Source organism: Shewanella maritima (genome assembly GCF_004295345.1).
Classification (GTDB): Bacteria; Pseudomonadota; Gammaproteobacteria; order Enterobacterales; family Shewanellaceae; genus Shewanella; species Shewanella maritima.
Genome location: NZ_CP036200.1, coordinates 1,311,308 through 1,325,186, shown reverse-complemented (window position 1 = coordinate 1,325,186; position 13,879 = coordinate 1,311,308). Strand labels below are relative to the sequence as shown.

Here is a 13,879-nt window from a genome sequence, read left to right as displayed (position 1 = left end):
ATACCATGTCAGATAATTCACAAATCAGTTTAGTGCAGCTAGGTCAGCAGGCAAAGGAGGCGAGTTTTGCTCTGGCCAACCTTACTGCTGCGCAAAAATCCGCACTGCTTAGCACAATTAAAGCGCGTTTAAGTGACAACATCGAGCTGATTTTACAAGCTAATGCCAAAGATATTGCACAGGCGAAAGACAATGGCTTGACTGATGCATTAATCGACCGTCTATTGCTAGACGAGTCACGTTTAAATGGCATTATCGGCGATATTGAAAACGTGATAAGCCTTGATGATCCTGTCGGGAAAGAGACCGACAACAAGCTCCTTGATAATGGCCTGCGTTTAACTCGTCGCGCCGTGCCCCTTGGCGTGATAGGTGTGATTTACGAAGCGCGACCAAATGTAACCGTTGATATTGCTGTGTTGGCGCTTAAAACCGGTAATGCGGTCATTCTGCGTGGCGGTAAAGAGACCATTAACTCCAATAAAGCACTAAGTGAAGTCATTCGCGCAGCAATTGTCGAGCATGGTTTACCTGCTGATGCGGTGCAGTTAATCACCTCTGCAGATAGAGCTTTAGTGACTGAGCTATTAAAGCTTGATCAGTACGTAGATATGATTATTCCACGCGGCGGCCAAAACCTGCAGCGACTTTGCGCTGAGCAAGCTACAATTCCGGTGATTTTAGGCGGTATTGGTATTTGCCATATGTATGTCGACGCCGATGCCGACTTAAGCCGCTCAACTGATGTGATTGTAAACGCCAAGGTGCAGCGCCCAACAGTGTGTAATGCGCTAGATACTGTGCTTATCCATGAGTCAGTTGCGAGTAGTTATTTACCACAACTGGCCAAGGAGCTTGGTGCACAACAAGTTAAATTAGTTGGCTGTCAGCAAACCAAAGCCTTGCTCGCTGGCTGTGGTATTGCAGTAACTGATGCTGATGATGAGTCATACTCAACAGAGTGGTTGTCATTAACGCTTGGGGTAAAGGTAGTTGCGGATATGAGTGAGGCTGTAGCCCACATACGCAAGCATTCAAGTGGTCACTCTGAGGCGATTTTAACTGACAATATTCATGTTGCGGCTGAGTTTGTTAATCAGGTTGACTCATCGGCTGTATATGTTAACGCTAGCACGCGTTTTACTGATGGAGCACAGTTTGGCTTAGGCGCTGAAGTTGCCGTTAGTACTCAAAAATTACATGCTCGTGGTCCAATGGCACTGGAAGCCCTAACCACCTACAAGTGGCTAGCTTGGGGAAACTATACACCGCGCAGTTAGTTTTTAAATTGAGAAGCTAGTTTGGTCTATTCAATGTGGATTAGTAGGCAGGCTAATAGGTTGCACGCGGTAGCAAAGCACATCATTGATGTTCTTTTTGCTATTAAGACTAAACGACACTTGCTTTTGCCTTGTTACTATCTTGCTATAGCTTACTGCACGTAAGGCAAGGTTTGAATGCGCTGTATGGTAGTAACAATCCATACAAGAAAGCTGGCACCGGTAAGAAAAATGGTCACAAGTCGAATAGCTTGGGTGTACTCGGTGACAAAGGTGAAGTAATGCTCTTGAATATTATCGGTCAGCGCAAGAGAGACAATTGCAAACAATGCAAAATGCATCGCAGGGAAAAGGGTAGCGGTTTCGTCAATACATGCTTCAAATCCTAGAACAGATACTACGGTGAATAGCACTACCATGCGCATCCATTTTGAAGTTGACTGTTTAAATTTCCATCTTGGCAGTCCGATTGCCATAAGCCCTCCAGCGCTTGATTTAATCTGTCACATCCAGTGAGCAGAGTCAGAGATGATAGTGTTATTTTTCGCTTTTGACACTGAGTTGTATTTGCTAATTGTAGGTTAGGGTTAAACAAAAAACTCAAGCGTTTGCTTGAATCGTAAGCCCAAGCCTAAATTGCTTCCAACTCGACGTCTTTATTCACACTTTTCAGGTCATTATGGAACCGCTTATTGATTACGTTTTGCAGCAATTTTTCCGCCTAATTGTTGGATGATCAGCCCACTAATAATCATTGCCAAGCCAAAAAAAGTGGCCGTTTCAATGGGCTCATCAAGAATAAACGCGATAAAACCTACTGACAGCATAGGGGTTAAAAAGGCCATGGTGCTGACATTGGCCGTTTTATCTGTGTGTTTAAGCGCCATTAACCACAGCACAAAAGTCACGCCCATTTCAAATAGTCCTACGTACATGCCTGCAGCCAAGCCTTTTAAACTCAGCGTGGGTAACTCCTGGGTTAGTAATAGAGTGAATAATACGATTGGCAGACCCACTAAAAAGCTCAGTAATAAGCTGACGATAGCATCACCTTTGTCTTTGGCATTGACCATCCAGTAACTGCACCACACGAGTGTGCTGGTCAGTGCAAGAGCCACACCTAGCGGGCTTTGTAATTCAAAGTCAGTGATTTGCCCTTTAGTTGCGATAACAAACACGCCGCAATAACCTACCAGCGCTGAAATAACATCGGTTGTCATCAGTTTGTGCTTAAGAATAGGCACTGCAAGCAAAGGCAACAGAATCGCCCAGGTGTAGTTGAGTGACAGAGCTTGTTGCGCAGGCAATAAGTCGTACGCTTCAAACAGCACAAAGTAATACAGAAATGGGTTCAGCAATCCAGTAACTAAGTAAAACTTAGGCTTTTGTTTAAACTGGCGTCCTACAAGGTGCATCTTCCCTTGTATTAGCAAGATGATGACTAACGCAATTATCGAAGTGGTTACCGCAACTAATACTAGCTGTAACGGAGTGAAATAACTTAAGGCGATTTTAAATGCGCTGGCAACGGTAGACCATAGCAGCACAGCGCCAAGGGCATAGATATAAGCAAGTTGATTGGTAGTCAAGATAATACTCAGTTAATGGTTAGCTTGGTAAAAGTTAGGTAAAGGTAATTCAGCACGGTTAGTTACCATCAATCGTCAAAATTGTTGGTGCCAGAATTGTATACAATATTCAATTGTCTAGTTTAGTAAAGCGTAATCTAAGCCGCAAGCAGCAATTGAACCAAATTTCCTTCTATATGAAAAAATCCTTAAAAAAATTGTTTTTTAGCCCTTGTAAAAGAATTTGTCGTCCCTATATAGGTATCAAGGATGATACAGCGGGCAACTAAAAGGGCTTGAAATTAAATCGCCTGACCCCATATCAGCAATCAGATAACAGAAGTTTACGACGCAAAGCGTCATTTCGGAGGACCCCATGGGTAAAATTATTGGTATCGACTTAGGCACAACCAACTCTTGTTTGGCAGTCTTAGACGGTGATACACCACGCGTAATTGAAAATGCTGAAGGTGAGCGTACTACTCCTTCAATTATCGCATATACCGATGATGAAACAATTGTAGGTCAACCTGCTAAACGTCAAGCTGTGACAAACCCAGCTAACACTTTCTTTGCAATTAAGCGTCTTATTGGTCGTCGTTTTAAAGATGATGAAGTACAACGCGACGTTGACATCATGCCATTCAAAATCATTGGCGCTGACAATGGTGACGCTTGGGTTGAGCAACGCGGTAACAAGATGGCTCCACCACAAGTTTCTGCTGAAATCTTGAAAAAGATGAAAAAGACTGCAGAAGACTTCCTAGGTGAAGAAGTGACTGAAGCAGTAATTACTGTACCTGCATACTTCAACGACTCACAACGTCAAGCAACTAAAGATGCTGGTCGTATTGCTGGTCTAGACGTTAAGCGTATCATCAACGAGCCAACTGCGGCAGCACTTGCTTACGGTATCGACAAGAAGCAAGGTGACAACATTGTTGCTGTATACGACTTAGGTGGTGGTACTTTCGATATCTCTATCATTGAAATTGACAGCCATGACGGTGACCAAACTTTCGAAGTACTAGCGACCAACGGTGACACTCACTTAGGTGGTGAAGACTTTGACAACCGTCTAATTAACTACCTAGCTGATGAGTTCAAAAAAGAACAAAGCATGGATCTACGTCAAGATCCACTAGCGATGCAGCGTCTTAAAGAAGCGGCTGAGAAAGCGAAAATTGAGCTTTCTAGCACTAACCAAACTGAAGTGAACCTGCCATACATCACTGCTGATGCAACAGGTCCTAAGCACTTAGTGGTTAAGATCACTCGTGCTAAGTTAGAGTCTTTAGTTGAAGACCTAATCACTCGCTCACTAGAGCCACTAAAAGTTGCACTAGCAGACGCTGACCTTTCAGTTTCTGACATCAACGAAGTGATTCTAGTTGGTGGTCAAACACGTATGCCTAAGGTTCAACAAGCAGTAACTGAATTCTTTGGTAAAGAGCCACGTAAAGACGTGAACCCAGACGAAGCGGTAGCAGTAGGTGCTGCAATTCAGGCGGGCGTACTTTCTGGTGACGTGAAAGACGTACTACTACTTGACGTGACGCCTCTGTCTCTAGGTATTGAGACCATGGGTAGTGTAATGACTAAGCTTATCGAGAAGAACACCACTATCCCGACTAAAGCTTCGCAAACTTTCTCTACTGCTGACGACAACCAAAGTGCGGTAACTATTCACGTACTTCAAGGTGAGCGTAAGCAAGCGAGCGGTAACAAGTCTCTAGGTCAATTTAACCTAGAAGGTATTGAGCCAGCTCCACGTGGCATGCCACAAATTGAAGTTGCATTTGACATTGATGCCGACGGTATCTTACACGTGTCAGCAACTGACAAGAAAACGGGTAAAGCACAAAACATCACCATCAAAGCCTCTTCTGGTCTAAGTGAAGAAGAAGTTGAGCAAATGGTACGTGATGCAGAAGCGCATGCTGACGAAGATGCTAAGTTCGAAGAGCTAGTTCAAGCACGTAACCAAGCTGATGGCATGGTTCACGCGACGAAGAAGCAAATCGAAGAAGCGGGCGAAGAGCTACCTGCTGACGAAAAAGAGAAAATCGAAGCGGCAATGGCTGAAGTTGATACTGCAACTAAAGGTAACGACAAAGAAGCGATTGAAAAAGCAACTCAATCACTAATGGAAGCGTCAGCTAAGCTAATGGAAATTGCTCAAGCTAAAGCACAAGCTCAAGGTGCACCAGGTGCTGAACAAGCACAAGGCGCTGAAGAAGCTAAGCCTGCTGACGATGTTGTTGACGCTGAATTTGAAGAAGTGAAAGACGACAAAAAATAATTGGTCAATTGACTAATTAACTGTGAAGCGGGCGTAGAGGTTCACCTCTAACGCCCGTTTGTATAAGTTGGTCTTTTAAAATTTTAGTTATTCACACTGTCTTCGAGAAACAAAAATATTATGTCAAAGCGCGATTATTATGAGGTTCTAGGTGTCGGCCGTGACGCTTCAGAGCGTGAGATTAAAAAGGCGTACAAGCGCCTAGCGATGAAGTATCACCCAGACCGTAACCCTGGTGATAAAGAAGCTGAAGTTAAGTTCAAAGAGACCAAAGAAGCTTACGAGATCTTAACTGATAGCGACAAGAAAGCGGCTTACGATCAGTTCGGTCACGCCGGTGTCGATCCTAACCGTGGTGGCGGTGGCTTTGGTGGCCAAGGCGACTTTGGTGACATCTTTGGTGATGTGTTTGGTGACATCTTTGGTGGCGGTCGTCGCGGTGGCGGACAACGTCAAGCGGCTCGCGGTAGCGACTTGCGCTACAACCTTGAGCTGTCGCTAGAAGAAGCGGTTCGTGGTTTAACTAAAGAGCTACGCATTCCGACCCTAGCAACCTGTGATGAGTGTGATGGCAGCGGTGCGAAAAAAGGTACATCTGCGACCACATGTGGTACTTGTCATGGTCAAGGTCAGGTGCAAATGCGCCAGGGCTTCTTTGCGGTTCAGCAAGCCTGTCCTACCTGTAATGGTCGCGGTAAGATCATTAAAGACCCTTGTAAGAAGTGTCATGGTGAAGGTCGCGTTGAGAAGAGTAAAACTCTTAGCGTTAAGATCCCAGCAGGTGTTGATACTGGCGACCGTATTCGTCTATCGGGCGAAGGTGAAGCGGGTGAGTTCGGTGCGCCTCCAGGCGATCTATACGTTCAGGTAAGTGTGCGTGAGCACAATATCTTTACACGTGACGGCAACAACCTGTACTGCGAAGTGCCTATTTCATTCTCTAAAGCAGCATTAGGCGGTGAGATTGAAGTGCCTACTTTAGATGGTAAAGTGAACCTGAAGATCCCAGCTGAAACCCAAACTGGCCGCATGTTCCGTCTGCGCGGTAAAGGTGTTAAGTCAGTGCGTAGCCACGCTGTAGGTGACTTGCTATGTAAGGTTGTGATGGAAACGCCAGTTAACCTGAATGAAAAGCAAAAAGAACTGCTACGTGAGTTTGAAGCAACGCTCACAGGTAAGTCGAAGAAACACAGCCCTAAAGCTGACGGTTTCTTTGATGGCGTGAAGAAGTTCTTTCAGGACTTAAATAGCTAGCCTCTATATTTAACTGCTAGTAACCTGACAGCCAGTAACTGAATTGAATAAATGCCTTGCAATCGCAAGGCATTTTTTTGCGCCTTTTTTGAGTCATTTCTTGAGCCAAGTTTGATAAACTTAGCAGATGATCATCATAACCAAGGATTAGATTGATGAAGCTAAATTGGGTTGTCGCAGCATTGCTTAGCTTTGCAGTTGCAGGTTGTGTGTCTAAGTCGCCAACGGGGCGTTCGCAAGTACTGACGTTTACCAATGCGCAGATGTCGCAAATGGGCGCAGAGTCGTTTGCACAAATAAAAAAGCAGCAGAAGATCAGTAATGATAAAGCCAAAACCGCTTATGTGAATTGTATTGCTGACCGAATTACCGATGTACTTGGCACTCAGCAGCCGTGGGAAGTTGTGTTGTTTGAGTCTGAGCAGGTCAATGCCTTTGCTTTACCTGGTGGCTACATTGGTGTGTATACCGGCTTGTTAGAGGTTGCAGAGAACCAACATCAACTAGCTACGGTTATGGGGCATGAGGTTGCCCATGTGCTAGCGCAACATGGTAATGAGCAGGTATCCCGGGCTCAGCTAACGGGTATAGGTATGCAGGTGGCGGATGCCGCGCTTGGCGCCAGTGGTGTCGATAATAAAGACTTGTATATGGCAGGGCTGGGGCTTGGCGCGCAAGTTGGCATTATGCTGCCATTTGGCCGCGCTCAAGAAAGTGAGGCTGATGTGATGGGCTTAGAGTTAATGGCCAAAGCGGGCTTTGATCCAAAAGAAAGCATCGCGCTTTGGCAAAATATGGCAAAAGCCGGCGGCGCTCAGGGGCCTGAGTTGTTGTCTACCCACCCGTCACACGGTACACGCATTGAAGATTTACAAGCCATGCAACAACAGGTGATGCCGCTTTATGCGCAGGCGCAAAAACAGTCTTTAGCTAGCTGTAATATAGCGCGAAATAACTAACAAATAGCTCATGCATAGACCAACAATTTCGTATTTTTTGTGATAAAATCCGTGCGAATTTTTAATCTATCAATGAGAGTAGAAAATATGTCTGATAAATTCAGCACAATCGAGCAGCAAGCAAGCTATGGTGTTGGTCGTCAAATGGGTGAGCAACTAGCGGCTAACCCTTTCGAAGGAATCGACATTCCTGCAGTACAAGCTGGTCTAGCTGACGCTTTTTCTGGCAGCGAAAGCCAAGTTTCAATGGAAGATCTACAAACTGCTTTCACTGAAATCAGCCGTCGTCTGCAAGAAGAGCAAGAAAAGAAAGCTGCTGAAGCATCTGCTGAAGGCGAAGCCTTCCTAGCTGAAAACGCAAAACGTGACGAAGTAACTGTAACTGACTCTGGTCTACAGTACGAAGTACTTGTACAAGGTGAAGGCGACAAGCCAACACTTGAGTCAACTGTACGTACTCACTACCATGGTACTTTCATCAACGGTGAAGTATTCGATAGCTCAGTATCTCGCGGTCAACCTGCAGAGTTCCCAGTAAACGGCGTAATCGCTGGCTGGACTGAAGCACTACAACTAATGCCTGTTGGTACTAAGTTAAAGCTATTTGTTCCTCAACACTTAGCTTACGGTGAGCGTGGTGCTGGTGCATCAATCCCACCATACTCAACTTTAGTATTTGAAGTTGAGCTACTAGACATTCTTTAATGTCATTCAAACGCCTAAGCTTGCTTAGGCGTTTTTGTATCAGGCTTTGACAATTTTATTGAGATGCTCAAAGCCATGTTTAGCAACCCAAATTAATGAACCTAGGAGAAGAAATGACAGCTACAGTAAAAATTGCCGTTGTTGGTGCAAGTGGCCGTATGGGACGTACATTAATTGAATCTGCTAAACATCATGACGCAATTTATTTAGGTGCAGCTATTGAACGCAGTGGCTCTACCTTGATCGGTGTTGACGCTGGTGAGTTGGCTGGCGTTGGTAGCATGAATGTAGCGATTGTTGATTCGCTGGATGATGTCGTTGATGACTTTGATGTGCTGGTGGACTTTACTTCACCTGAAGCAACGCTTTTTAACCTAGATTGGTGCGTACGTAATCAGAAAGCGATTGTCATTGGTACTACAGGTTTTAACCATGCTCAAAAAGAGCAGATTAATGCTTATGCCGATAAAACCCCAGTCGTCCTCGCGCCGAACATGTCAGTTGGCGTTAACCTAATGTGGAAGCTACTTGAGCTTGCCGCTGAGGTGATGGGCGATTACACCGATATCGAAATCATTGAAGGTCACCACCGCTTTAAGAAAGATGCCCCATCTGGCACCGCCCTTAAAATGGGCGAGGTGATTGCAGAGACGCTTGGCCGCGACTTAGAAAAGTGCGCCGTTTATGGCCGAGAAGGGATTACCGGTGAGCGTGACCGCGAAACCATTGGTTTTGCTACTGTCCGCGCTGGTGACTTAGTTGGTGAGCATACCGCTATGTTTGCTGATATTGGTGAAAGGCTCGAAATTACCCATAAAGCATCGAGTCGTATGACCTTTGCTAATGGCGCAATGCGCGCCGCAGTCTGGCTCAATGAACAAGACGCTGGCCTTTATGATATGCAGCAAGTTTTAGGTCTGAACTAATTTATAAAAACCACCATTCATTGGTGGTTTTTTTTGGAAACTAAATACGTTTTTTCAAACTAGACGTATCTCACAAAACACTATAAGATCGCCCGAATTTGTCAAAAATCCGCCCTTTGATAAATTCGCATCTTTACATTTTATAAGCTTTTAATAAGTAGCTTGGCTCTATTTGGAGGTCGCGTTGACACAGTCTGCCTTACTCGTACTCGAAGATGGAACCGTATTCTCTGGCACAGCAATCGGTGCACAAGGAACATCAGTTGGTGAAGTTGTTTTTAACACTTCTATGACTGGATACCAAGAGATTTTAACGGATCCTTCCTATTCTCGCCAAATGGTAACTCTAACTTACCCACATATCGGTAACACAGGTACCAATAATGAAGACGTTGAATCTGCAGCAGTTCACGCATGTGGTCTAATTATTCGAGATTTACCGCTTATCGCGAGTAACTTCCGTAACCAGCAATCACTAAGTGATTACCTAAAAGCCAACAACATTGTTGGTATTGCTGACATCGACACCCGTAAGCTAACTCGCATCCTACGCGAGAAAGGCGCGCAAGCTGGCTGCATTATGGTTGGTGACATCGATGAAGCAAAAGCGTTAGAGCAAGCTAAAGCGTTCCCAGGCCTTAAAGGCATGGACTTAGCAAAAGAAGTTACAACTGACAAAACTTACTCTTGGCGCTCAGGTAGCTGGAAGCTAGTTGGTGGCTTACCATCTGACACACCAGAGTCAGAGCTTAAGTTTAAGGTTGTTGCCTACGATTACGGTGTTAAGCGCAATATTTTACGTATGCTAGTTGACCGCGGTTGTGATGTGACTGTTGTGCCTGCACAAACACCAGCATCTGAAGTGTTAGCGATGAACCCAGATGGGGTATTCCTATCGAATGGTCCTGGTGACCCAGAGCCATGTGACTATGCAATTGCCGCCATTCAAGAAATTCTAAAAACCGATATCCCAGTATTTGGTATCTGTTTAGGTCATCAGTTACTAGCCCTAGCTTCAGGTGCTAAAACGCTGAAGATGAAGTTTGGTCACCACGGTGCTAACCACCCGGTGAGCAACATTAAACAAGGTAACGTGATGATCACCAGCCAAAACCACGGTTTTGCAGCTGATGAAGCAAGCTTACCTGAGAACATCAAGGTGACTCATAAGTCATTATTTGATGGTTCATTGCAAGGTATTCACCTAACTGATAAGCCAGCATTTAGTTTCCAAGGCCACCCTGAAGCAAGCCCTGGACCGCACGATGCCGCGCCATTGTTCGATCATTTCATCGAGCTCATTGAACAATACCGTCAAGCTTAAGCTGTTACCCAGGAGAAGATAGAAGCAATGCCAAAACGTACCGATATTAAAAGTATTCTTATCCTAGGTGCTGGTCCAATCGTAATTGGTCAGGCGTGTGAGTTTGACTACTCAGGCGCACAAGCATGTAAAGCCCTACGCGAAGAAGGTTACCGAGTTATTCTGGTTAACTCGAATCCTGCAACCATTATGACTGACCCAGAAATGGCCGATGCGACATACATCGAGCCTATTCATTGGGAGGTGGTTCGCAACATTATTGAAAAAGAACGCCCAGATGCGATTCTACCGACCATGGGTGGTCAAACTGCATTGAACTGTGCACTTGCGCTTGAAGACAAAGGCGTATTAAAAGAGTTCAACGTAGAAATGATTGGTGCCACAGCTGATGCGATCGATAAGGCAGAAGATCGTAGCCGCTTTGACGCCGCAATGAAGTCTATAGGTCTTGAATGTCCACGTGCGGGTATTGCCCACAGCATGGAAGAGGCATACGGCGTATTAGATCAAGTTGGCTTCCCTTGTATTATTCGCCCATCTTTCACCATGGGTGGTAGCGGTGGCGGTATCGCATACAACAAGGAAGAGTTCGAAGAGATTTGTTCTCGTGGTCTAGACCTTTCACCAACTAACGAGCTGCTTATTGATGAGTCGTTAATCGGTTGGAAAGAGTACGAGATGGAAGTGGTTCGTGACCGCAATGATAACTGTATCATCGTGTGTTCAATCGAAAACTTCGACCCAATGGGCGTGCACACAGGTGACTCTATCACAGTTGCACCAGCGCAAACCCTAACTGATAAAGAATACCAAATCATGCGTAACGCATCTCTTGCGGTACTGCGTGAGATTGGTGTTGAAACCGGTGGTTCAAACGTTCAGTTTGGTATTTGCCCGAAAACAGGCCGCATGGTGATCATTGAGATGAACCCGCGTGTATCGCGTTCATCTGCACTAGCATCTAAAGCAACGGGTTTCCCAATTGCGAAAATCGCTGCCAAGCTTGCAGTAGGCTTCACTCTTGACGAGCTAAACAACGACATTACAGGCGGTAAAACACCTGCATCGTTCGAGCCTGCAATTGACTACGTGGTAACTAAGGTTCCTCGCTTTAACTTTGAGAAGTTTGCTGGTTCTAACGACCGCCTAACCACTCAAATGAAGTCAGTTGGTGAAGTGATGGCAATTGGCCGTACTTTCCAAGAGTCGATGCAAAAAGCGCTACGCGGTCTAGAAGTTGGTCGTAATGGTCTTGACCCAATCATTGATGTAACTGCGGCAGAGTCAATGCAGAAAATCCGTCACGAGCTAAAAGAGCCAGGGGCCGACCGTATCTGGTACATCGCTGATGCATTCCGCGCTGGTTTATCACGTGATGATATTTTCGCGCTAACCAACATCGACCACTGGTTCTTGATTCAAATTGAAGATCTTATCGCGCTTGAAGGCAAAGTTTCTGAAGCGGGCTTATCAGGTCTAAATCAAGATTTCTTACGTCAGCTTAAGCGTAAAGGCTTCTCTGATGCTCGTCTTGCTGCTGTATTAGGCGTGAGCGAAGGTGAAGTTCGTAAGCTACGTCAACGTCACGAAATCTTCCCAGTCTACAAGCGTGTTGATACTTGTGCTGCAGAGTTTTCAACTGACACAGCTTACATGTACTCAACCTATGAAGAAGAGTGTGAAGCAGCGCCTTCAAACCGTGACAAAATCATGGTTTTAGGTGGCGGACCTAACCGTATTGGTCAAGGTATTGAGTTCGATTACTGTTGTGTACATGCAGCACTTGCGCTGCGTGAAGACGGTTATGAAACCATCATGGTTAACTGTAACCCTGAAACCGTATCGACAGACTATGATACATCTGACCGTCTGTACTTCGAGCCAGTAACGCTAGAAGACGTACTTGAAATAGTGCGCATTGAGCAACCAAAAGGTGTCATCGTACATTATGGTGGTCAAACGCCACTTAAACTTGCTCGTGATCTAGAAGCTGCAGGCGTACCAATTATCGGTACTAGCCCTGATGCAATTGACCGTGCAGAAGACCGTGAGCGCTTCCAGCAAGCAATTGAGCGTCTTGGCATGAAACAGCCTGAAAACGCGACTGTTACTACTGTTGAAGGCGCGGTAATTGAAGCTGAAAATATCGGCTATCCACTTGTTGTTCGTCCATCATACGTACTAGGTGGTCGCGCGATGGAAATCGTTTACGACAAGGCTGACTTAATGCGTTACTTCAACGAAGCGGTTAGCGTATCTAACTCTTCGCCAGTATTGCTTGACCACTTCCTAGATGATGCCATCGAAGTGGATATCGATGCAGTATGCGACGGTGAGACTGTGGTTGTAGGCGCGATTATGGAGCACATTGAGCAAGCCGGTGTTCACTCAGGTGACTCAGGTTGTTCACTGCCGCCATATAGCTTAAGCGCTGAAATCCAAGCGCAAATGCGCGAGCAGGTTTCTAAGCTTGCATTTGAGCTAGGTGTTGTTGGTCTGATGAACGTGCAGTTCGCGGTTAAAAACAACGAGATCTACATGATTGAGGTTAACCCTCGTGCTGCGCGTACTGTGCCATTTGTGTCAAAAGCAACCGGTGTACCGCTAGCTAAGATTGCTGCACGCGTTATGGCTGGTCAAAGCTTGAAAGAGCAAAACTTCACTGAAGAAGTAGTACCACCGTACTGCTCAGTTAAAGAAGTGGTACTGCCATTTAACAAGTTCCCAGGTGTTGACCCACTACTTGGCCCTGAAATGCGCTCAACTGGTGAGGTGATGGGCGTTGGTGAAACCTTCGCTGAGGCTTATGCGAAAGCCCAGCTTGGTGCCACAGCTGAAGTACCTAAGTCTGGCCGCGCACTCCTTTCTGTGCGTAACAGCGATAAGCACCGTGTAGCAGATCTTGCTGCTAAGCTGATTGAGCTTGGTTATGAGATTGACGCGACTCACGGCACGGCAGTAGTACTAGGTGAAGCGGGTATTAACCCACGCTTGGTGAATAAGGTACATGAAGGTCGTCCACACATTCTTGACCGCATTAAGAATGATGAGTACACCTACATTGTTAACACCACAGAAGGTCGCCAAGCGATTGAAGATTCACGTCAAATTCGTCGCGGTGCACTGCGTTATAAGGTTAACTACACCACAACCTTAAACGCAGCATTTGCGACTTGTATGGCGCATTCAGCGGATGACCGCAGCAATGTAAACTCTGTTCAAGAGTTGCACCAACGCCTTAAGTAATTAAGTTTGTTGATGTTTAAAGGGTCGCATTAGCGGCCCTTTTTGTTGCTCGTTTTGAATTAGCGACATCATCCTAGTTCAATCTGGTTGCCACCAAATAACGTCATTGCACAATAAATGCTAGCTTCAGAATTAGTTAAATCACTTCAATCTGCTTGTGAATTAGTTGATATAGGCGACATACTCAAGCGATAAAGCGCGCTGGGATAGCATCTGATCTCAGCTTTGTATAGAATGAGCTCATCCCACACTTATATTTTCCCTGTTGGCCAAATGTGCCGACAGAGGCTGCTTTTGTTTTAAAGGAGACGAAAG

At 45.5% G+C, this 13,879-nt stretch carries 10 protein-coding genes; 8 read left to right on the top strand and 2 right to left on the bottom strand.

Going from position 1 to position 13,879, the window contains the following annotated elements:
• Window positions 1-5 precede the first annotated feature (5 nt).
• On the top strand, window positions 6-1,280 hold the full coding sequence (locus tag EXU30_RS05565) for a glutamate-5-semialdehyde dehydrogenase (RefSeq protein ID WP_130598200.1): 1,275 nt from the start codon (window positions 6-8) through the stop codon (window positions 1,278-1,280).
• Between the two features lie 152 nt (window positions 1,281-1,432).
• Here EXU30_RS05565 and EXU30_RS05560 read toward each other — a convergent pair whose 3' ends face one another.
• Together EXU30_RS05560 and EXU30_RS05555 are read right to left on the bottom strand one after the other, a co-directional pair.
• The gene (locus tag EXU30_RS05560) at window positions 1,433-1,756 is read right to left on the bottom strand and encodes a hypothetical protein (protein ID WP_130598199.1); all 324 of its coding nucleotides are present in this window, start codon (window positions 1,754-1,756) and stop codon (window positions 1,433-1,435) included.
• Between the two features lie 213 nt (window positions 1,757-1,969).
• On the bottom strand, window positions 1,970-2,869 hold the full coding sequence (locus tag EXU30_RS05555; protein WP_130598198.1) for a DMT family transporter: 900 nt from the start codon (window positions 2,867-2,869) through the stop codon (window positions 1,970-1,972).
• Between the two features lie 355 nt (window positions 2,870-3,224).
• Between EXU30_RS05555 and dnaK the strand changes: the two genes are divergently transcribed.
• From dnaK to carB, 7 genes are all read left to right on the top strand, one after another.
• Entirely contained in the window at window positions 3,225-5,150 is a 1,926-nt protein-coding gene (dnaK, locus tag EXU30_RS05550) for a molecular chaperone DnaK (protein ID WP_130598197.1), read from the top strand.
• A 120-nt stretch (window positions 5,151-5,270) separates the two neighbouring features.
• A complete protein-coding gene (dnaJ, locus tag EXU30_RS05545; RefSeq protein WP_130598196.1) occupies window positions 5,271-6,404 on the top strand; it encodes a molecular chaperone DnaJ in 1,134 nt (377 codons plus the stop codon).
• 155 nt (window positions 6,405-6,559) lie between these two features.
• The gene (locus tag EXU30_RS05540; protein WP_130598195.1) at window positions 6,560-7,363 is read left to right on the top strand and encodes a M48 family metallopeptidase; all 804 of its coding nucleotides are present in this window, start codon (window positions 6,560-6,562) and stop codon (window positions 7,361-7,363) included.
• 87 nt (window positions 7,364-7,450) lie between these two features.
• Complete coding sequence (gene bamJ / locus EXU30_RS05535) at window positions 7,451-8,068, top strand: BamJ family beta-barrel-assembly machinery protein (protein ID WP_130598194.1); 618 nt, start codon at window positions 7,451-7,453, stop codon at window positions 8,066-8,068.
• Between the two features lie 113 nt (window positions 8,069-8,181).
• Window positions 8,182-8,994, top strand: coding sequence for a 4-hydroxy-tetrahydrodipicolinate reductase (dapB, locus tag EXU30_RS05530; protein ID WP_130598193.1), 813 nt, complete (start codon window positions 8,182-8,184; stop codon window positions 8,992-8,994).
• A gap of 172 nt (window positions 8,995-9,166) precedes the next feature.
• Window positions 9,167-10,318, top strand: a complete 1,152-nt coding sequence (gene carA, locus EXU30_RS05525) for a glutamine-hydrolyzing carbamoyl-phosphate synthase small subunit (protein ID WP_130598192.1) — start codon at window positions 9,167-9,169, stop codon at window positions 10,316-10,318.
• 27 nt (window positions 10,319-10,345) lie between these two features.
• Entirely contained in the window at window positions 10,346-13,564 is a 3,219-nt protein-coding gene (gene carB / locus EXU30_RS05520) for a carbamoyl-phosphate synthase large subunit (RefSeq protein ID WP_130598191.1), read from the top strand.
• Window positions 13,565-13,879: the final 315 nt, after the last annotated feature.